This window comes from Reyranella sp. (genome assembly GCF_030651995.1).
In the GTDB taxonomy this organism is placed as follows: Bacteria; Pseudomonadota; Alphaproteobacteria; order Reyranellales; family Reyranellaceae; genus Reyranella.
Map to the genome: position 1 here is coordinate 1 of NZ_JAUSBN010000012.1, position 19,378 is coordinate 19,378.

General features: G+C 67.0%; 17 protein-coding genes. 8 read left to right on the plus strand and 9 right to left on the minus strand.

Annotated elements, in window-relative coordinates; translation table 11 throughout:
• Nucleotides 1–195: 195 nt before the first annotated feature.
• Complete coding sequence (locus tag Q7V45_RS03120; RefSeq protein ID WP_304846810.1) at nucleotides 196–939, minus strand: SDR family NAD(P)-dependent oxidoreductase; 744 nt, start codon at nucleotides 937–939, stop codon at nucleotides 196–198.
• Between the two features lie 68 nt (nucleotides 940–1,007).
• Here Q7V45_RS03120 and Q7V45_RS03125 point away from each other — a divergent pair, with 68 nt between their 5' ends.
• Complete coding sequence (locus Q7V45_RS03125; protein ID WP_304846813.1) at nucleotides 1,008–1,520, plus strand: thioesterase family protein; 513 nt, start codon at nucleotides 1,008–1,010, stop codon at nucleotides 1,518–1,520.
• Between the two features lie 8 nt (nucleotides 1,521–1,528).
• A complete protein-coding gene (locus tag Q7V45_RS03130) occupies nucleotides 1,529–2,044 on the plus strand; it encodes a thioesterase family protein (RefSeq protein ID WP_304846816.1) in 516 nt (171 codons plus the stop codon).
• A 242-nt stretch (nucleotides 2,045–2,286) separates the two neighbouring features.
• Here the strand turns inward: Q7V45_RS03130 and Q7V45_RS03135 are convergent, their stop codons facing one another.
• The 6 genes from Q7V45_RS03135 to Q7V45_RS03160 all read right to left on the minus strand — a co-directional run bounded on the left by Q7V45_RS03135 (nucleotide 2,287) and on the right by Q7V45_RS03160 (nucleotide 7,410).
• Nucleotides 2,287–2,778, minus strand: coding sequence for a GNAT family N-acetyltransferase (locus Q7V45_RS03135; RefSeq protein ID WP_304846819.1), 492 nt, complete (start codon nucleotides 2,776–2,778; stop codon nucleotides 2,287–2,289).
• Entirely contained in the window at nucleotides 2,768–3,523 is a 756-nt protein-coding gene (locus Q7V45_RS03140) for an SDR family NAD(P)-dependent oxidoreductase (RefSeq protein ID WP_304846822.1), read from the minus strand. The genes Q7V45_RS03135 and Q7V45_RS03140 overlap by 11 nt, the downstream gene beginning before the upstream one ends.
• The gene (locus Q7V45_RS03145; RefSeq protein ID WP_304846825.1) at nucleotides 3,520–3,738 is read right to left on the minus strand and encodes a DUF2783 domain-containing protein; all 219 of its coding nucleotides are present in this window, start codon (nucleotides 3,736–3,738) and stop codon (nucleotides 3,520–3,522) included. The genes Q7V45_RS03140 and Q7V45_RS03145 overlap by 4 nt, the downstream gene beginning before the upstream one ends.
• A gap of 11 nt (nucleotides 3,739–3,749) precedes the next feature.
• Nucleotides 3,750–5,336, minus strand: a complete 1,587-nt coding sequence (locus Q7V45_RS03150; RefSeq protein ID WP_304846828.1) for an FAD-dependent oxidoreductase — start codon at nucleotides 5,334–5,336, stop codon at nucleotides 3,750–3,752.
• A gap of 85 nt (nucleotides 5,337–5,421) precedes the next feature.
• A complete protein-coding gene (locus Q7V45_RS03155; RefSeq protein WP_304846831.1) occupies nucleotides 5,422–6,375 on the minus strand; it encodes an MBL fold metallo-hydrolase in 954 nt (317 codons plus the stop codon).
• An 81-nt stretch (nucleotides 6,376–6,456) separates the two neighbouring features.
• Entirely contained in the window at nucleotides 6,457–7,410 is a 954-nt protein-coding gene (locus tag Q7V45_RS03160; RefSeq protein WP_304846834.1) for a S1C family serine protease, read from the minus strand.
• A gap of 147 nt (nucleotides 7,411–7,557) precedes the next feature.
• On the opposite strand from Q7V45_RS03160, the gene Q7V45_RS03165 reads away from it, so the two are divergent.
• From Q7V45_RS03165 to Q7V45_RS03185, 5 genes are all read left to right on the plus strand, one after another.
• The gene (locus Q7V45_RS03165; RefSeq protein WP_304846837.1) at nucleotides 7,558–9,849 is read left to right on the plus strand and encodes an ATP-dependent helicase; all 2,292 of its coding nucleotides are present in this window, start codon (nucleotides 7,558–7,560) and stop codon (nucleotides 9,847–9,849) included.
• Between the two features lie 25 nt (nucleotides 9,850–9,874).
• Nucleotides 9,875–11,200: an ABC transporter substrate-binding protein gene (locus tag Q7V45_RS03170; RefSeq protein WP_304846841.1), complete on the plus strand. Its 1,326-nt coding sequence runs from the start codon at nucleotides 9,875–9,877 to the stop codon at nucleotides 11,198–11,200.
• A gap of 331 nt (nucleotides 11,201–11,531) precedes the next feature.
• Complete coding sequence (locus tag Q7V45_RS03175) at nucleotides 11,532–13,199, plus strand: iron ABC transporter permease (protein WP_304846844.1); 1,668 nt, start codon at nucleotides 11,532–11,534, stop codon at nucleotides 13,197–13,199.
• An 11-nt stretch (nucleotides 13,200–13,210) separates the two neighbouring features.
• Nucleotides 13,211–14,218 (plus strand): ABC transporter ATP-binding protein, encoded by a 1,008-nt coding sequence (locus Q7V45_RS03180; RefSeq protein WP_304846847.1) that lies wholly within the window; start codon nucleotides 13,211–13,213, stop codon nucleotides 14,216–14,218.
• A 2-nt stretch (nucleotides 14,219–14,220) separates the two neighbouring features.
• Nucleotides 14,221–15,108, plus strand: a complete 888-nt coding sequence (locus tag Q7V45_RS03185; RefSeq protein ID WP_304846850.1) for a 50S ribosomal protein L11 methyltransferase — start codon at nucleotides 14,221–14,223, stop codon at nucleotides 15,106–15,108.
• Between the two features lie 68 nt (nucleotides 15,109–15,176).
• Here the strand turns inward: Q7V45_RS03185 and Q7V45_RS03190 are convergent, their stop codons facing one another.
• Nucleotides 15,177–15,584, minus strand: coding sequence for a DUF1127 domain-containing protein (locus Q7V45_RS03190; protein WP_304846853.1), 408 nt, complete (start codon nucleotides 15,582–15,584; stop codon nucleotides 15,177–15,179).
• Between the two features lie 211 nt (nucleotides 15,585–15,795).
• Between Q7V45_RS03190 and Q7V45_RS03195 the strand changes: the two genes are divergently transcribed.
• Nucleotides 15,796–17,805, plus strand: coding sequence for an aminopeptidase P family protein (locus Q7V45_RS03195; RefSeq protein ID WP_304846858.1), 2,010 nt, complete (start codon nucleotides 15,796–15,798; stop codon nucleotides 17,803–17,805).
• Between the two features lie 30 nt (nucleotides 17,806–17,835).
• Here the strand turns inward: Q7V45_RS03195 and ligA are convergent.
• A partial coding sequence (ligA, locus tag Q7V45_RS03200) for an NAD-dependent DNA ligase LigA (RefSeq protein WP_304846861.1) occupies nucleotides 17,836–19,378 on the minus strand: 1,543 nt, incomplete at its 5' end.

Sequence of the window (19,378 nt, forward strand, 5' to 3'; positions counted from 1 at the left end):
GGGACCTTTAGAGCCACCGACAAAGGTCCCTCGCTGCGCTCGGGATGACAAAGTGCGTACAAATAGGGCCGGCTGGACCAGACTCGGGGTCCTGAGTCGGACACTCCCTGGATTGTAACGTGTCGTTGCCGCTGCTGGCGATTTGCCGGCCCTCTTCAATCTTTCCCCGGACACTCCTGCGCGACGACGGGGAATTCAGAACGGCTCCTTGTAAGGCCGCAGGTCGATCTCGTGGGTCCAGGCGCTGCGGTGCTGGCGGTGCAGGTGCCAGTAGCTGTCGGCGATCGCGTCGATGTTCAGCAGACCGTCCGGCCCGGCCTTTTCGACACGGTCGGGCATGCGCGAGAGCAGACGCTCGCCCTCGATGCCGCCGTCGATGATGGCGTGCGCGACATGGATGCCCTGCGGCCCGAACTCGCGCGCCATCGACTGCACCATCAGCCGAAGCCCGCCCTTGGTCGCATTGAAGGCGGCGAAGCGCGGCCGGCCGCGCAGCGAGCCCGAAGCGCCGGTGAAGATCACGGTGCCGCGTCCCAGCGGCGCCAGGCGGCGCATGGCTTCCCGGCCAAACAGGAAGCCGGCGAAGCAGCCGACCCGCCACGACTCCTCGAAATGCTGCGCCGTCATCTCGCGGAAATCGACGGCGGCGTTGTTGCCCATGTTGAACACCAGCAGGTCGGCGGGCGCGCCGTCCGCATCGTCGGCCATCGCCTTGTCGAGCAGCGCGACGACCTGGTCTTCCCGGGTGCCATCGACCACGACCGCGGTCGCCGCGCCGCCGGCCTCGCGAATCCCCTGCACGACCTTGTCGATCTTCGGTCCGGTGCGGCCGGCCACCAGCACGTGATATCCCTCTTTCGCAAAGCGGCGGCTCGCGGCTGCGCCCAGGCCGCGTTCGGCGCCCACGCCCAGCACGACCGCCTTCGTCTTCTTCGCCATGTTCGCTCCTCGCAACGCCGTTGCACGGAACTTGCGGTGCCTCAGGCCCCTTCGCTACGGTCGCTCGCATGAAATTAGCTCCGTACCCCATGATCGACCTCGACCTCGCGGCGCCGCTCGATCGCCATCCCGCCACCGTGCTGTCCGACTGGATCGACTGGAACGGCCACATGAACGTGGGCTACTACGTCGTGGCCTTCGACAAGGCGACGGACACGCTCTGCCAGCAATTCGGCTGTGGCTGGGAATATACGCGCGACAAGATCGGCATGACCTTCGTGCTCGAGGCGCACGTGACCTACGATCGCGAGGTCAAGGAAGGCGACGGCTTGCGGATCACGACGCAGATCCTCGACCACGATGCCAAGCGGCTCCACTTCATCCACATGATGTATCATGCGGAGGAAGGCTATCTCGCCGCCACCAACGAACTCATGCTGATGAACATCGACTATCAGACCCGCCGCTCGGCGCCGTGGCCCGGCTTCGCCATGGAGCGCATCGAGAAGCTCGCGGCGGCCCACGCCACCCTCCCCCGTCCGGCCCAGGCCGGTCGCCTCATCGGAATCAAGAAGAAGTAACAGCGTCCATGCTTCAGTCCCTGCCGTACGAACTTCCCGAACTCGTCACCCGCGCCCCGCTCGATACCCACCGCTCCACCGTCGTCCCGGAATGGGTCGACTGGAACGGCCACATGAACGTGGCCTTCTACGTCACCGCCTTCGACCAGGCGTCCGGCGCGTTCATGCGCAACATGGGGCTGGGCCGCCGCTACGTCGACGGCAAGCTCGGCATGACCTTCGTGCTCGAGACCCACGTCACTTACGACCGCGAGCTCCGCGAGGGCGCGCCGCTGCGCTTCACCACCCAGCTGCTCGCGCGCGACGCCAAGAAGGTCCATCTCTTCCACGAGATGTACCATGCCGAGCAGGACTACCTGGCGGCGACCAACGAGACGATCGTGATGAACATCGACTACGCCTCGCGCCGCTCCGCGCCCTGGCCGGTGCCGGTGGCGGAACGGCTCGACGCGATTTGGGAGACCCACAAGCTCCTGCCCAAGCCGGCCAAGGCCGGCCGGGTCATGGGTCTCTCCAGGCGATGACGGTTGGCGAGGTGATCCCGACCACGCCCCGCCTGACGCTCCGAAGCCGCGCGTAAACGAAATAAACGAAATAAACGAAACAACTATGCGCCGAGGGGAGCGATTCCCGGACTGTGGTATTCGGGTACCGTCTCGAAGGATGGGCAACGGACGCGGTGCTCGTGCCCATGCTTCGAGACGCGCTCCTGCGGAGCGCTCCTCAGCATGAGGTTGGTCGTGCGATTCGATTGCGTTCGGAGACGCTAGTCGCCCGCAAGCTTCGAGAGTGCCTCGCCGCTGAGGCGATAGGGCAGCCAGTTACGGATCCAGCGATAGCCCAGCCGCTCGTAGAAGCCGCGCGCCGGGTTCCAGTCGAGTACGTTGAGGTCGATGCGCTTGTAGCCTTTGTCCGCGCATTCGCGGGCGAGGCCCTGCATCAGCGCGCGCGCCACGCCACCGCGACGTTCCTCCGGCACCACCCAGATGTCCTCGATGAAGATGCCCCGCGCGGCAGTCCACACCGAGTAGTTGAAGGTATAGAGCGCGAAGCCCACGGGCGTGGTCCCGCGCTCGGCGATCAGGGCGGCGAATTGCGGATTCTCGCCGAACCCGTCGCGCGCCAGAGTCTGTGGTGTCGAGCCGACGGCGTCGGGCTCGTCCTCGTAGGTCGCGAGATCGACCGAGAAACGATGCAGCGTGTCGACGTCCTCGACCGTCGCCGGCCGCACGACGAGCTTTTCCGGATCAGACGGCAAGATACCCCCCATCGACCGGCAGGATGGCGCCGGTGATGTAGCTTGCCGCGTCCGAGCACAGGAACACCACCGGCCCGGCCAGCTCCTCCGGTTGCCCCACGCGCTTCATCGGCACATGGGCGAGGAAGCCTTCCAGCTTCTTCGGGTCGGCGCGCGTCACCTCCGTCATCGCGGTCGCGATGATGCCCGGCGCCAGCGCGTTCACCCGAACGCCATCGGGCGCCAGTTCCGTCGCGAGCGCCCGCGTGAACTGGGCCAGCGCGCCTTTCGAGACCGGATAGACGCCACTGCCGGCCGGCGCGATGAAGGAGTTGATCGAGGCGATGTTCACGATGCTGCCCTTGGTGTGCTTGAGCTGCTCCATGAAGGCCATGGTGACGTTGAACGGCCCCTGGACGTTCACCTCCATCGTGCGTTCCCAGCGCGCCCGGCCGTCCGGTTCCGTCAGGCCGCCGCGCAGGAAGATGCCGGCATTGTTGACCAGGATGCTGATCGGGCCGACCAGCAGGGAGACGTCCTGCGCCAGCCTGGTGCAGCTCTGCTCGTCGGTGACGTCGAGCGCGTGACCGCGCGCCTCGCCGCCCGCCTTGACGATGCTGTCGGCGATCGCACGCGCTGCCTCGAGATCGACGTCGGTGACGATGACGCGCGCGCCCGCCGCCGCGAGGCCGCGCGCGATGGCGGCGCCGTTGCCGCGGCCGGCGCCGGTGACCAGAGCCAGCCGGCCGGTGAGCATGCCCTTCATGTTTCCTCCATCGTCTCGCGCGCCGCCCTCAGCGCCTCGCGCAACACCGCCTCGTCGCCCACGTGGTTCGCCAGCAGGAGAATCAGCCGCGCGTCGAAGGCGCGGCACTGCTCTTCGCTGAGATCCCGATGCGCGTCGACGATCGCGTTGTAGACATCGTCGGGGCGCGCAAGATTCAGCGTGCGGCGCAGCGCGCCGGTCGTGATGTCGGCCATCGCGATCTCCTTCAGCCGTTGCCCGTCGCCCGCCTGATCGCCGCGGCGATCGCGGCCGCATCGAAGCGACGCCAGCGGGCGGCAACGTAACGGTCCGGCCGGATCAGGTAGGTCGTGCCCGGCCTGCCATCGTAGCGCTGGCGGGCGAGCCCGTCGCCCGCAATCCGGACACCGGTCACGCCGGACGGCAGGTCGCCGACCGGCACGTCCGTTTCGCCGAAGGTCAGCAGGGTGAAGCCCGGGCCCAGGCGGTCGATCAACCATCCGCTGCCGTCCCGTCCGACCGGCGCATCGAGCATCGCCCGGCCGGGCCCCGGCCCGCGCAGCCAGTCGGCGTCGCCGTCCGGCGTATCGAGCGGCGAGTCCGGCTGGACGGTCGGCACCGACAGGCGGCCACTGTTGATCAGCGCGCGGGCGAAGGGAAAGTCGCGCGCCAGCGACAGCGTGGCGTCGCGAAAGACGCGCGACGCGTGGAACTTCGGCGTGATGAAGTCAGTGCTGCGCGTCGAGTTCAGGATGTTTTCCTGCGCCGCCGCGCGCCGTTCGCTGCAGTAGCTGTCGAGCAGCGACACCGGCGCGGTCTTCGCCAGGACCATCGCCAGTTTCCAGGCAAGGTTGTCGACATCGGCGATGGCGCCGTTGCCGCCGCGCGCGCCGAACGGCGAGACGACATGTGCGGCGTCACCTGCGAAGATCACGCGGCCGTGGACGAAGCGCTCCATCATGCGGCAGGTGAAGGTGTAGACGCTGGTCCACTCATGCTCCCAGCGCGCCTCGGGACCGAACATCTGGCGCAGCCGCCGGTCGATGTTCTCCGGCTTCTTCTCCTCCTCCGGATCGGCGTCGCTGCCGAGCTGGAAATCGACGCGCAGCACGTTGTCGGCCTGGCGGTGCAGCAGCACGGAGTTGGTCGGATGAAACGGCGGGTAGAACCAGAAGCGCCGCTCCTTGGGCAGCTCGCTCAGCAAACGGATGTCGGAGATCAGGAAGCGGTCGTGGAAGACCTCGCCGGGATAGGGCAGGTCCATCAGGTGACGCACGGTGCTGCGCACGCCGTCGCAGGCGACCAGCCAGTCGGCCTCGAGCGTATAACGACCGTCCGGCGTCTCGACCTCGACCGCGACGCCGTCAGGGCCTGGCGTGACCGCAAGGACCTTGTTGCGGAAGCGCATCTCGATCAGCGAGTCCGCGAGGCAGCGCTCGTAGAGATACTCCTCCACGTAATATTGCTGCAGGTTCACGAAGGCCGGGAACTTGTGGCCGGGCTCGGGCTGCAGGTTGAAGCGGAAGACCGGCTTGTCGTGGAGATAGACTTCACCCTGCTCCCAGGTGATGCCCTTCTCCGCCATGCGGTTCGCGACGCCGAAGCGATCCCAGATTTCGAGGCTGTGCTTGGCCTGGCAGATCGAGCGGCTGCCGAGGCTCACCGTATCGTCCTCGTCGAGAGTCACCGACGGCACGCCGCGCCGGGCGAGCGCCAGCGCCAGCGTCGGACCGGCCATGCCGGCACCGACGATCACGACCGGTCGGCGCGTGCGCTGGCCGTCGAGTTCGGCGGGCCTGGTATAGGGATAGTGACGGTAGGTGTATGACGACACGAATTGTCATCCCGAGCGAAGCGAGGGACCCTTGGGGGTCAGGAAAGGTCCCTCGGCCTGTGGCCTCGGGATGACAGGAAAAGTGTCATTCCCGCTCCAGCGCCGCCCACATCTCGATGTCGCGCTCGGCGGTCCAGATGCGCGGATGGTCGAGGCCCTTGGCCTCGTCGTAGGCGCGGCTGACGTCGAACGGCATGCAGTGCTCGAAGATGACCCAGTTGCCGTAACGCGGCTGCAGCGCCGCCATCGCCTTATCGTAGGCCACCTTCAGCGAGTCGCCGGCCTCGGCACTCTTCTCCACGACCTTGTAGAGGTCGCTCAGGAAGGCCTGGGTTCCGGCGATGCCTTCCTCGACCGGGCCCGCTCCTATCAGGGCGTCGCCCCGGCCGGGCACCAGCGCCTCGGCCTTGAGGTCGCGAAGCTTCTGCAGGGTCTCCGGCCAGTCCTTGTAGTGCGCGTCGCCGCAATAGGGCGTGGCGCCGTACTCGACCAGGTCGCCGCTGAACAGGGTGCGCTCCTCGGGCAGCCAGACGATCGTGTCGCCCTTGGTGTGGCCGCGGCCGGCATGGATGATGTCGACCTGCAGCTTGCCCAGCCACAGGGTCATGCGGTCGTTGAAGGTGATGGTGGGCCAGGTCAGGCCCGGGATGGTCTCCGCCGCCTGAAACAGGCGCGGGAAGCGCTGCAGCTCGGACTTGTAGTCCTGCGCACCGCGCTCGACGATCATGTCGCGCGTGGCTTCGCTGCAGATGATGTGCTCGGGCGCGTAGCCGCTGGCGCCCAGCACGCGCACGGCATGATAGTGCGACAGCACCACGTACTTGATCGGCTTGTCGGTGACGGTGCGGATCCGCTCGATCACCTGCTCCGCCATCTTCGGCGTCGCCTGCGCATCGATCACCATGACCGCGTCGTCCCCGATCACGATGCCGGTATTGGGATCGCCCTCCGCGGTGAAGGCGTAGGCGTGCTCGGACAAACGGCTGAAGGTGATCTTCTTGTCCGTCATATCCGCCTGCGAGGCGAACGCCTTGGCCATCGATATCTCCCCGATTGTCGCTCGACGCGAACCTATGCAGCGTGCGGCGCCTAAGTCAAAGCGCAGCTATTCACAGGTGGATCAGTCGGCGCCGTACTTGTGATAGGTCGCGCGATCACCGGTCCGGATGGTGACGTCGAACGCATCGCCCTCGCGCTCCATCCGGAGCTTCACCACGGAGCCCGCCGGGCCGATCGCCCAGAGTTTGCGATAGAAGTCGGCCACGTCGTCGAGCACCTCGCCGTTCAGCGCGTGCAGGATGTCGCCGCGTTGCAGGCCGGCGCGATCGGCGGGCCCGCCGTCGGAAATGCCACCGACCACGAGCTGGCCCATATGTTCGACCGTATAGATGCCGAGCCACGGGCGCGGCGGCGTCGACAGGCGGCCTGTGGAGACCAGCTCCCCGAAGATCGGCTTCAGCCGGTTGATCGGCACGTACATGTTGCCGGGGAACGCCGGCGAACCCGGGCCCAGCGCCTCCTGCACCAGCAGCGAACCGACCCCGAGGAGCGCGCCGTCCTGGCCGATCAGGGCCGAGCCGCCCCACAGCGGATAGGCCGGCACGGTGAAGATGGCGCTGTCGAGCAGATATTCCCAGTAACCGGCGAACTCGCGTCGGCCGGCGACCTTGACCTTGAGCGCCGCCTTCTCGCCGCCGAGGCCCGCCACATAGGCCTCGCCGCGCAAGGCGAGGGAATCGGAATCGCCGAACGCCATCGGCTTCAGCGGGACCGGACTCTCGGTCCGCACCAGCCCGAAGCCGCTCTCATAGTCGTAACCGACGATGCGGGCGGCCGTCTCGTTGCCCTCGATGTCGGTGATCGTCACCGTGTCGGCTTCCATGATGAGATAGCCGATGGTGAGCACGAGGCCCTCCTCGTCGACCAGGATGCCGTGACCTTCACGCTCCGTGCCCAAAGTCTGGGCCGAACGGCGGCTTTCCGGAATGGTGGTCTTGACGCCGACCACGGCGGGCAGCGCCGCTGCGACCTCGGGCGGCAAGTTGGAGCCACCGCCGGGGGTGCGGGCGACCACGCCCTCGTCGCCAGAGGGAGGCCAATGGCCCGACCCGTTTGCGGAACCGTTCAACCCTCGGGCCATCCGCTCACCTCCGCCGCGCACCACGCGCGTCCACAGTCTCGAAGATAGGCGTCCGCCGTCGCGATTGCTATATGACGGTTCATGGCGCCTCCCGCCGATCCGTTCGAAATCACCGATGACCCCGTTCCGGCCGATCCCGTGCCAGCGCGGCGGGCCGTTGCGTCCACCGCCCATCTCGACGGGCTGAACGACGAGCAGCGTCAGGCCGTCACCCATGCCGGCGGACCGCTGCTGGTGCTGGCCGGTGCCGGCACCGGCAAGACCCGCGTGCTCACCTCCCGCATCGCCCATCTGCTGCTCACTGGCCAGGCCCGCACGTCGCAGATCCTCGCCGTCACCTTCACCAACAAGGCGGCGCGCGAAATGCTCGACCGCGTGGCGAGCCTGATCGGCGGCGCGGCCGACGGGATGTGGCTCGGCACCTTCCACGCCATCGGCGTACGGGTGCTGCGCCGCCATGCCGAGCTGATCGGCCTCAAGAGCAACTTCACGATCCTAGACACCGACGACCAGACGCGGCTGATCAAGCAGTTGCTGCAGGCCGAGGGGATCGACGACAAGAAATGGCCGGCGCGGATCCTTTCCGGGATCATCCAGCGCTGGAAGGATCGCGCGCTGACGCCGGAGAAGGTGTCGGGCGACGACGCCGGTGAGTTCGCCAACGGCCGCGCCGCCGACATCTACCGCCAGTACCAGGAGCGCCTCGCCGAGGTGAATGCCGTCGATTTCGGCGATCTGGTGATGCACTGCGTGACCCTGTGGCAGAAGCATCCCGACATCCTGGCAGTCTACCACCGCCGCTTCCGGCACATCCTGGTCGACGAGTATCAGGACACCAACGTCGCGCAGTATCTCTGGCTCCGCCTGCTGGCGCAGGGCACGCAGGACGTCTGCTGCGTCGGCGACGACGACCAGTCGATCTACGGCTGGCGCGGCGCCGAAGTCGGCAACATCCTGCGCTTCGAGAAGGATTTCCCGGGCGCCACCATCGTGCGGCTGGAGCGCAACTACCGCTCGACGCCGCATATCCTGGCCGCCGCGTCCCACCTGATCTCGCACAACGAGGGGCGGCTCGGGAAGACGCTGTGGACCGACACCAAGGAGGGCGAGCGCATCTCGCTGCGCGGTGTCTGGGACGGCGACGAGGAAGCGCGCACCATCGGCGAGGAGATCGAGGCGCTGCAGCGCGACAAGCACAGGCTTTCGCAGATCGCCATCCTGGTGCGCGCCGGCTTCCAGACCCGCGAGTTCGAGGAACGCTTCATCACCATGGGCCTGCCCTATCGCGTGATCGGCGGCCCGCGCTTCTACGAGCGCCAGGAGATCCGCGACGCCCTGGCCTATTGCCGCGTCATCATCCAGCACGACGACGATCTGGCCTTCGAGCGCATCTACAACACGCCGCGGCGGGGCCTGGGCGAATCGGCGCTGCGAACGCTGCGGCTGATCCAGCGCACGCAGAAGATCTCGCTGTTCGAGGCGACGCGGCGGGCGCTCGAGACCGACGAGCTGAAGGCGCGTCCGCGCAAGTCGTTGGGCGACCTGATCCGCAACTTCGAGCGCTGGCGGGCGATGCTCGACGGGATGAGCCATGTCGAAGTGGTCGAGACCATGCTCGACGAATCCGGCTACACCGACATGCTGCGGCTCGACCGCTCGCCCGAGGCCGAGGGCCGGCTGGAGAACCTGAAGGAGCTCGTCAACGCGCTGCAGGAATTCGATTCGCTGCAGGCGTTCATGGAGCACGTGGCGCTGCTCACCGACATGGCATCGCGCGACGACACCGACATGGTGAGCGTGATGACCCTGCACGCGGCGAAGGGTCTCGAGTTCGACACGGTGTTCCTGCCGGGTTGGGAAGAGGGTCTGTTCCCCAACCAGCGCGCACTCGACGACAAGGGGCTTGCGGGTCTCGAGGAGGAACGCCGGCTGGCCTATGTCGGGCTGACGCGGGCGCGCAAGCGGGCCTATGTCTCCTTCGCGGCCAACCGCCGTGTATTCAACCAGTGGCAGGCGGCCATCCCGTCGCGCTTCCTGCGCGAACTGCCGCCCGCCCAGCTCGCCCAGAGCAGCGACGCCGGCCTTTATGCCACCTACTCCGCCGGCCACCATGGCGGGCTGCGCGACCAGGCCAGCGGCTTCGAGTACGAGAGCCTGGGCGTCCCCGGCCGCCGCGGCCGCTACCGCGACGAGACGGCTGACGATCGGCGCGCGACCGAAGGCGACCGGGTCGATCTCAGCATCGGCCAGCGCGTTTTCCACCAGAAATTCGGCTACGGTCTCATCGTCGCCGTAGACGGTAACAAACTTGACATAGAATTCGAAAAAGCCGGCCCTAAGAAGGTGCTCGACAGTTTCATCGAAGCTGCCTGATCAAGAACCGCAGGAGAGAAATCCCATGTTCCGCCGCTCCGCCCTTGCCCTCGGCTCCGCCCTGGGTGTCGTGCTCGCTTCCGGCGCCGGCTTAGCCCAGACCGGCAAGGTGACGGTCGTCACCTCCTTCTCCAAGGACGTCACCGACCCGATCAAGAAGGCCTTCGAGAAGGCCGTGCCGGGCGCCACGCTGGAAGTGCAGAACCGCAACACCAATGCCGGCGTGAAGTTCATCGAGGAGACCAAGGGCAACAACCAGGTCGACCTGTTCTGGGCCTCCGCGCCCGACGCCTTCGAGGTCCTGAAGGGCAAGAAGCTGCTGTCTGCCTACAAACCCAAGGCCACCGGCATCGCCGAGAAGGTCGGGTCCTATCCGGTCAACGACAAGGACGGCTTCTATTCCGGCTTCGCCGCCTCCGGCTACGGCATCATGTGGAACGAGCGCTACGTGAAGGCCAACAAGCTGCCGACGCCCAAGGACTGGCAGGATCTGGCGCAGGCGCCCTACTTCGACCATGTGTCGATTTCCGCCCCGTCGCGCTCGGGCACGACGCATCTCACGATCGAGACGATCCTGCAGGGCGAAGGCTGGGACAAGGGCTGGCGCACGACCAAGGAGATCGCCGGCAACCTGCGCACGGTCACCGATCGTTCGTTCGGCGTGCCGGAAGCCGTGAACTCCGGCCAGGTCGGCTACGGCATCGTGATCGACTTCTTCGCCTTCTCCTCGCAGGGCGCAGGCTTTCCCGTGAAGTTCGTGTACCCGTCGGTGACGACCCTGGTGCCGGCCAATGTCGGCGTCGTCGCCAACGCGCCGAACAAGGCCGGCGCCGAGGCCTTCATCGAGTTCCTGCTGTCGCCCACGGGCCAGGAAGTCCTGCTCGAACCGACGATCCGTCGCCTGCCTGTGCGCCCCGAAACCTACGCCAAGGCCCCGGCCGATTATCCGAACCCCTTCAAGGACAAGAACCTCCAGGGGCTGCTCACCTTCGACGCCGAGCTGTCGGAAAAGCGCACTGCCGCCGTCGACACGCTGTTCGACCAGCTCATCACCTTCCAGCTCGAGCCGCTGAAGGCCGTGACCAAGGTGCTGCACGAGGTCGATGCGGCGCTGGCGAAGAAAGACAACGCCCAGGCGCGCGCGCTGGCCAAGGAAGCGCGCGACCTGATCGCCGCCATGCCGATCACCGCGGCGCAGGCCGCCTCGCCCGAGATCAAGGCGGCCTTCACGGGCGGCAAGGAAAAGTCGTCGCGCCAGGCCGAGCTGGAGCAGCAGTGGGCGGCCTTCGCCAAGGAAAAGTACGCCGCCGCCAAGGCCAAGGCCGATGAGGCGCTGAAGCTGGCGCGCTAGTGCGGAGCGCCTATTCCCGACCTCCCCATTCAAATCTATCGGATTCACACATCTCAAAAAATGATTCTGTATCAATGACTTGCGTGTCGGCCTCGCCGACACAACTGGGGCCATCACTACCGCCAGAAGCATTGAAAAGATTCAGCTTTTTTGACCGCCTCTTTCACTCGCGCGAGGCATCCGTCGAGATGTGTGAATACGATAGCCATTCAAATGGGGAGGTGCCCGCGCCTTATGCGGGCGGAGGGGTCATCGCTTTGGGGGTCACCGAGTATGACCCCTCCGCCCCTGATTACAGGGGCACCTCCCCATTTGAATGGGGAGGCGGGCCTTGAGAGGCCAATACCTCCTCGCCCTGGCAATCGCGCTGTTCCTCGGAGTCTTCCTGATCGTGCCGGTGGCGACGGTGGTCTACGTCGCCTTCACTGAAAAAGGCGGCGGCGGGCTCACCCTCGTCAACTTCCTCGACTTCGGGCGCACCGACCTCTTCGTGCGCTCGTTCTGGAACTCGGTCTACGTGTCGGCGATGACGGTCGTGTGGGCGTCGGTGCTGGCGCTGCCGCTGGCCTATCTCACCACGCGCTTCGAGTTCCGCGGCGCCATGCTGGTCCAGACGCTGGGCTTCCTGCCGCTGATCATGCCGCCCTTCGTCGGCGCGGTGGCGATGCAGCTCCTGTTCGGCCGCAACGGCTCGGTGAACCTGCTGCTCGACGAATGGTTCGATTTCAAGATCGGCTTCATGGAAGGGCTGAACGGCGTCATCTTCCTGCAGGCCATCCACTACTTCCCGTTCATCCTGGTCAACCTCTCGGCGGCGCTGCGCAACATCGACCGCAGCATGGAGGAGGCCGCCCAGAACCTGGGCTCGCACGGGCTGCGGCTGTTCCGCCGCATCGCCCTGCCGCTGGCCCTGCCCGGCTACATCGCTGGCGCCAGCCTGGTGTTCGTGAAGGTGTTCGACGACGTGGCGACGCCGCTGCTGCTGAACGTCAAGGAGATGCTGGCGCCGCAGGCCTATCTGCGCATCACCTCGATCGGCATCGACGATCCGATGGGCTACGTGATCTCCGTCGTGCTGATCCTCGTTGCGGTGGCGACCATGTGGGCGACGGCGCTTGTCATGAAGGGCAAGGACTACGCCACGACCCAGCGCGGCGGCGGCGGCCTCGCGCGGCGCAAACTGCGGCCGCGCGAACAGGCGCTGGCCTATGCCGTCGTATTCTTCATCCTGGCGCTGGTGCTGGCGCCGCATGTCGGGCTGGTGCTGCTGTCCTTCGCCACGGTCTGGTCCTTCAGCCCCCTGCCCGACGGCTACACGCTGGCCCACTACACGCGCGTGCTGGGCGACAGCTCGGTCTACATCAAGAACACCCTGCTCTATGCCGGCCTCGCCGCCACCATCGACGTCGTGATCGGCGGCGCCATTGCCTACCTTGTCCTGCGCACACGCCTGCGCGGGCGCCAGTGGCTCGACTGGGCCGCCAGCACCGCACTCGCGGTGCCCGGCGTCGTGCTGGGCATCGGCTATCTGCGCGCCTTCTACGGCGTGAACCTTCCCGACGGCACGCCGCTCGCCACCCTGTGGATCGTGATCGTGCTGGCCATCGCCATCCGCCGCCTGCCCTACGCGCTGCGTGCGGCCTATGCCGCCCTGCAGCAGATCTCGATCTCGCTGGAGGAAGCGGCGGAGAATCTCGGCGCCACCAAGGCGCGCACGGTACGGCGGGTGGTGATCCCGCTGATGACCGGCGGGCTCCTTGCGGGATTCGTCACCAGCTTCGCAACGGCCGCGGTCGAACTGTCGGCCGTGCTTATTCTGGTGCAATCCAATTCGGACGCGCCGCTCGCCTACGGGCTCTACGTGTTGATGCAGACCCCGGCGGGACGCGGCGCCGGCGCCGCGCTGGGCGTGATCGCCGTGCTCATCGTGGCGGTCTGCATGTGGCTGTCGCAGCTCGCGGCCGATCGCTCGCAACGGGCCCGGGGGCTCGATATATGACGGGAATGACCATGTCGAAGCCGGCCCGGGCCGTGGGCATCGAGATAACGGGGGTCAACCTCTCCTACGGTGCGACGCATGTGCTGAAGGACGTCGCCCTCTCGATCCGGCCGGGCGAATTCTTCGCCTTCCTCGGCCCCTCGGGCTGCGGCAAGACCACGCTCCTCAGGCTGATCGCGGGCTTCGCCCAGGCGCAGACCGGCAAGGTGCTGCTCGACGGCCAGGACGTGGCGCCGCTGCCGCCGTGGAAGCGCGACGTCGGCATGGTGTTCCAGAGCTACGCGCTGTGGCCGCACATGACCGTGGCGAAGAACGTCGCCTTCGGGCTGGAGGAACGCCGCCTGCCGCGCCGCGAGATCGACCGGAGGGTCGCCGAGGCGCTCGATCTGGTCGGCCTTTCCGCCTTCGCCGAGCGGCGGCCCGCGCAGCTTTCGGGGGGTCAGCAGCAACGCGTGGCCGTGGCGCGCACCATCGCCATCGAGCCCAAGGTGCTGCTGCTCGACGAGCCGCTGTCCAACCTCGACGCCAAGATGCGGGTCAGCGTGCGCCGCGAGCTGCGGTCGCTGCAGCAGCGGCTCGGCCTCACGACGATCTTCGTGACCCACGACCAGGAGGAGGCCAACACGATCTGCGACCGCATCGCCGTGATGGACGCCGGCACGGTCCAGCAGGTCGGCACACCGATGGAACTCTACGAAAACCCGGCGAACCTGTTCGTCGCCAACTTTTTGGGCTCAGCCAATATTCTGGACGAGCGCGCCGGCGTGCCGATTCCCGCCGGAAAGCGCCTGGTGTTCCGGCCGCAGCACGCCGCGCTGACGTCGCCCGAAGGCGCGCCCCTGCGCGGGCCGGTCACGCATCGCGAATTCCTCGGCGCGACCGTCCGCTATGCCGTCCGCATCGGCGAGAGCGAGGTGCTGATCGAGACGCCGTTCCAGTCGGGCAACGAAATGCGCAGCGTGGGCGATCAGGTCGGCGTGGACTTGCCGCCCCGGCGCATGCTCTTCCTTCCGGCATGAGCATGAGCACAGTACGCAAGGCGGGCTTCGTCGCGCCGGCGGCGCAGCGCGCCGATTGGGAAATCCTCCTGGAAGAACGGCTGGCCGAGGAAGGCTTCATCGTCGCGAGTTGCGAAGTCTCGCGCGACGGCCCCTGGCGAATCGACATTTTCGGTGAAGGTGACGAAGCACTGGTCGAGGCGGCGATCGAGGCCGCGGCGCGGGCGCTCGGCCTTGATGTGCCTCGTTGGGCCTGGGAGGAACTGCCCGACATCGACTGGGTGGCCGAGAACCAGCGCTCCTTCCGGCCCTTTGCCGTCGGGCCCTTCTGGGTGCATCCGTCGCATGTGATGGACGGCCGTCCCGAAGGCCTGTTGCCCCTGCGCATCGATGCCGGGCTGGCGTTCGGCACCGGCACGCACGCCACCACCCGCGGATGTCTCGAGATGCTGGCGACCCTAGATCCGGCCGAGACGGTCAACGCGGTCGACGTGGGATGCGGCAGCGGCATCCTGGCCATCGCGATGGCCAAGCTGTGGGATCGGCCGGTGATCGGCGGCGACAACGATGCGGAAGCCGTTGAGGTCGCGCGTGAGAACGCGGTGCTGAACGGCGTCCCGGAGCTTTGCTCCTTCTTCGTTTCCCCGGGCCTTCAGGCCGACGAACTGGCTGGCCGCGCCCCCTACGACCTGATTGTGGCGAACATCCTGGCCGCGCCGTTGCTCGATCTCGCGGAGGCCTTCGGTGCGGCGGTGCGCCCCGGCGGGCGGGTGCTGCTGAGTGGCCTGCTGGTGGAGCAGGCGGCCGGCATCCTCGCCGGCTACGAGCGATGCGGTTTCGCCTTCGAGCGCCGGATCGACCTGGAGACGGGTGGCGCTTGGTGGCGCAGCCTGGTCCTGCGCCGGAGCTGACGCTCAAAACGAAAGGGCCGGCTTACGCCGGCCCCCTTACGCTTACGCTTACGCTACTCAACAGTCGGCTACGCCGCGCGGCGCAGATTCTGGTTTGCCGCAGTGACCTGCCCGCCGACATCGTCGAACCGCGGGGCGACGCCTTCGGCGGCCTCGCGGACCGCGAAGTTGATGTCGGCCCGGCACAGGCCGAGGTCGGACAGTTCACGGTCGGTCATGCGATGGAGCTGGGCCTCGGCGGCCCGCAGCTTGAGGTCGGCCTTGATCCCGCCGACGGCGCGATCATACAGACGGCCGAACCACAGGATCGCGTCACCCAGTGCATTCGCCAGCCATTCGGCACGCGCGTAGCGGGCGCGAAGCTCGAGCAGGTGGCGATCGTCGAGGGTGAAGCCGATCTTGGAATACGCGTTTCCCCCCGCCGGCGCAGTTTCGCTGGTCAGATCCTTAAAGGTCCGAATCGGCTGGGTCATCATGAGTCTCTCCTTCTATTGTGCGGCGCGATAGTCGATGCTGCACTGCACTCAGCAAATATAGAGCCTTCAGGCACAACAATAAGTGCGGACTCTGAAGGTTCGATATGCACTGAATGCATATCGATGCATCTTCAAGCATTTCGCATCTGCGAGAGCAATTTTATTACCCCGTTTGATCAGACCCATCGCCCCGCGTAGGGTCCCTCTCATCATGACGACCGCTCCCGACGACGTAATCGCCCTCCTCCGCCGCCGCGGCCGCCCCGCCGACCCCGTTGCCCTCGGAGACCTGATGCTCGGCGTTGCCGCGGCGCCCGAAAGCCTGTCCGGGCCGGAGTGGGTCGAGCTGGTCGACCCGGCGGCTGACGCCGAATTGACCAAAGCGCTGACTGCCTGGCGGGCAGAATTGGCGGCTGCCGATGACGGGCTGCAGGCGAGCCCGGCCCCGGCAAAGCGGCTGGCCAGTCTGCGCGCCGAACTGAAGCGCCGCGGCCTCGACGGCTTCGTGGTCCCCCGTGCCGACGAGCATCAGGGCGAATACGTGCCGCGCCGCGCCCAGCGCCTGGGCTGGCTGACGGGATTCAGCGGCTCGGCGGGCCTCGCCATCGTCCTGGCGCAGCGCGCCGCCATCTTCGTCGATGGCCGCTATACGCTGGCCGTGCGCGATCAGGTCGACGCCGAGGCGTTCGTGCCCCACCAGATTCCCGAACAGTCGGCCGAGCAGTGGATCGCCGATAACCTGCCAAAGGGCGGCAAGCTCGGCTTCGATCCCTGGCTGCAGACCGTCGACGGCTATGATCGCTTCGCCCGTGCCTGCCAGCGGGCAGGCGGCAACTTCGTGCCGGTCGAATCCAATCCTGTCGACGCCGTGTGGCGCGGCCGGCCGCCCGCTCCGCTCGCGCCCGTGCTGCCGCATCCCGTTGAATTCGCCGGCGAGACCAGCGAGAGCAAGCGCGGACGGATTGCCTCGACGCTCGCGGCCCGGAACGCCGATGTCGCGTTGATCACCGCCCCCGATTCGATCGCCTGGCTGCTGAACGTGCGTGGCGGCGACGTCCCACGTACCCCATTCGCACTGGGCTTCGCGCTGGTTCATGCCGACGGGCATGTCGATCTCTACATGGACCGCCGCAAGATCCCCGACCGTACCGTCTCCTGGCTGGGCAATGCCGTGACCTTGGCGCCCCCCGAGGAGTTGGCAAGCGCGCTCGACATGCTGGGCAAGCTCGGCAAGCGCGTCCTTCTCGAGCCCTCGACCGCGCCTTACTGGGCCGCGACCCGACTGCAGGCGGCGGGCGCGACGCTGGTTCGCGACGCCGACCCCATCGCTCTCCCCAAGGCCTGCAAGAACGCGGTCGAACTGGAAGGTATTCGCGTCGCCCACCGCCGCGACGGCGCCGCGGTCAGCCGCTTCCTGGAATGGCTCGATACCAGGTCCGGCGCCGGCAATTTGCGCGAGATCGAAGTGTCGGACCGTCTGCAGGCGCTGCGCGAGGAGACCGGCAAGCTCCGCGATCTCAGCTTCGACACGATCTCCGGCGCCGGCGCCAATGGCGCCATCGTCCACTACCGCGCCTCGGAATCGTCGGAGCGCACGCTGGAGCCGGGCAGCCTCTACCTGGTGGACTCAGGCGGCCAGTATCGCGACGGCACCACCGACATCACCCGCACCGTCGCGGTCGGCACGCCCTCGCCCGAGATGCGCGACCGCTTCACGCGTGTCCTCAAGGGACATATTGCGCTGGCCCGCGCTCGCTTCCCGGTGGGCACGACGGGCTCGCAGCTCGACGTGCTGGCGCGTTATGCGCTGTGGCAGGTCGGCCTCGATTACGATCACGGCACGGGTCACGGCGTCGGCGCCTATCTCTCGGTGCACGAAGGCCCGCACCGCATCTCCAAGATGCCGAACTCGGTCGCGCTGCAGCCCGGCATGATCGTCAGCAACGAGCCCGGCTACTACAAGGCCGGCGCCTACGGCATCCGCATCGAGAATCTCGTGGCCGTGAAGGAGGTCGAGATCGAGGGCGCCGACCGCCGCTATCTCGAATTCGAGACGCTGACCCTGGCGCCGATAGACCTCGCCTGCATCGAGCCTTCCGTGCTGACCGAAGCCGAGCGGCAGTGGCTCAACGATTATCACCGCCGGGTGCGCGACACCGTCGGTCCGACCGTCGACGAAGCGACCCGCGGCTGGCTCGACAGCGCGACCCGGGCGATCTGAGCGAATAGGTAAAGAGCGCCAAGGCTGGAGCTATTCGCTCAGCGTCACCCACTCTTCTTCCGTCATCGTCTGGATGCCCAGTTCGGCGGCCTTGCGGGCCTTCGAGCCGGCGTTTTCTCCGACCACGACGAGGCTGGTCTTCTTTGAGACCGAATCGGTGACCTTGGCGCCCAGCTCCTCGGCGCGCGCCTTGGCGGCGTCGCGAGTCATGGTGGAAAGCTCGCCGGTGAAGACGACGATCTTGTCCTTCAGCTTGGCATCGGCGGCGATAACACGCCGCTCGACCGGCTGGACCGAGAGCTGCTTCAGCAGATCCCGGATGATCTCGACATTGTGGCCTTCGCCGAAGAAGGCGCACATCGCGTCCGCCGTCGTGACGCCGATCTGCTCGACATTGCACAGTCGGCCATAGCTCGGCCCGACGGTTTCGGCGGCCTTCTCTTTCTTCGCGGGCTCGGGATGCGCCTCGCGTTCCTTCACCGCGGCCAGCATCTCGGCCAGCCAGGTAACGGCATCGACATACTCTTGGGCGAGCACCTTGGCCGTGGCCTCGCCGATCAGCGGAATGCCGATCGCGTTGATGAAGCGGTCGAGCGAGATGGTGCGGCGCGCGTCGATGGCGGCCAGCAGGTTGCGCACGGAAAGATCGCCCCAGCCCTCGCGCTTCTTCAGGCCGGCTTCGTGCTCGTGCAGGCGGAAGATGTCGCCCGGCACCTTGAGCAGCCCATCGTTGAAGAAGTTCTCGATATGCGTGCCGCCCAGCCCCTCGATGTCGAAACAGTTGCGCGACACGAAGTAGCGCAGGCGCTCGACCTGCTGGAACGGGCATTCGAGCCCGCCGGAGCAGCGTCGCACCACGCCACCCTCCTCGGCCTTCACCTCGGTCTCAAGCGGACAGGGACAGTGTGTGGGAAACTGGTACTTGGGTGCATTCTTGGGTCGCTCGTCGGCGATGAAGCCCAGAACCTGCGGGATCACGTCGCCGGCGCGCTGGATCGTCACCATGTCGCCCACGCGCACATCGAGCCGTTCGATCTCGTCGGCATTGTGCAGCGTGGCGCGCGCCACCATGACGCCGCCGACATTGACCGGCTCGAGATCGGCCACCGGCGTCAGCGCGCCAGTGCGACCGACCTGGATGACGATGTCGTTCAGGCGGGTCCGGGCCTGCTCGGCGGGAAACTTGTGGGCAATCGCCCAGCGCGGCGCACGACTGACGAAGCCCAGGCGCTCCTGCCAGTCGATGCGGTCGACCTTGTAGACCACGCCGTCGATGTCGTAGGGCAGCGCGGCGCGCTGGGCGGCCATTCCGGCGTAGTAGTCGAGCACCTGTTCCGGCGTCCGGCAAAGCCTGGACTGTGGATTGACCTTGAAGCCCCAGTCCTTGAGCTGCTTGAGATACTCGCTCTGCGTCTTCCAGGAGCGCGGCTCGGCCTCGCCCCAGGCATAGGCAAAGAAACGCAAGGGCCGGCTGGCCGTGATGGCGGAATCGAGCTGGCGCAGGGAGCCCGCCGCGGCATTGCGCGGATTGGCGAATACCTTCTCCTCGTCGGCCTCCTGCCGCTTGTTCATG

Bases quoted from the DNA above. Each gene is read 5' to 3' on its own strand.
- Q7V45_RS03120 (WP_304846810.1), bottom strand. From the start codon at position 939: ATGGCGAAGAAGACGAAGGCGGTCGTGCTGGGCGTGGGCGCCGAACGC.
- Q7V45_RS03125 (WP_304846813.1), top strand. From the start codon at position 1,008: ATGAAATTAGCTCCGTACCCCATGATCGACCTCGACCTCGCGGCGCCG.
- Q7V45_RS03130 (WP_304846816.1), top strand. From the start codon at position 1,529: ATGCTTCAGTCCCTGCCGTACGAACTTCCCGAACTCGTCACCCGCGCC.
- Q7V45_RS03140 (WP_304846822.1), bottom strand. From the start codon at position 3,523: ATGAAGGGCATGCTCACCGGCCGGCTGGCTCTGGTCACCGGCGCCGGC.
- Q7V45_RS03145 (WP_304846825.1), bottom strand. From the start codon at position 3,738: ATGGCCGACATCACGACCGGCGCGCTGCGCCGCACGCTGAATCTTGCG.
- Q7V45_RS03155 (WP_304846831.1), bottom strand. From the start codon at position 6,375: ATGGCCAAGGCGTTCGCCTCGCAGGCGGATATGACGGACAAGAAGATC.
- Q7V45_RS03165 (WP_304846837.1), top strand. From the start codon at position 7,558: ATGGCGCCTCCCGCCGATCCGTTCGAAATCACCGATGACCCCGTTCCG.
- Q7V45_RS03170 (WP_304846841.1), top strand. From the start codon at position 9,875: ATGTTCCGCCGCTCCGCCCTTGCCCTCGGCTCCGCCCTGGGTGTCGTG.
- Q7V45_RS03180 (WP_304846847.1), top strand. From the start codon at position 13,211: ATGTCGAAGCCGGCCCGGGCCGTGGGCATCGAGATAACGGGGGTCAAC.
- Q7V45_RS03185 (WP_304846850.1), top strand. From the start codon at position 14,221: ATGAGCACAGTACGCAAGGCGGGCTTCGTCGCGCCGGCGGCGCAGCGC.
- Q7V45_RS03190 (WP_304846853.1), bottom strand. From the start codon at position 15,584: ATGATGACCCAGCCGATTCGGACCTTTAAGGATCTGACCAGCGAAACT.
- Q7V45_RS03195 (WP_304846858.1), top strand. From the start codon at position 15,796: ATGACGACCGCTCCCGACGACGTAATCGCCCTCCTCCGCCGCCGCGGC.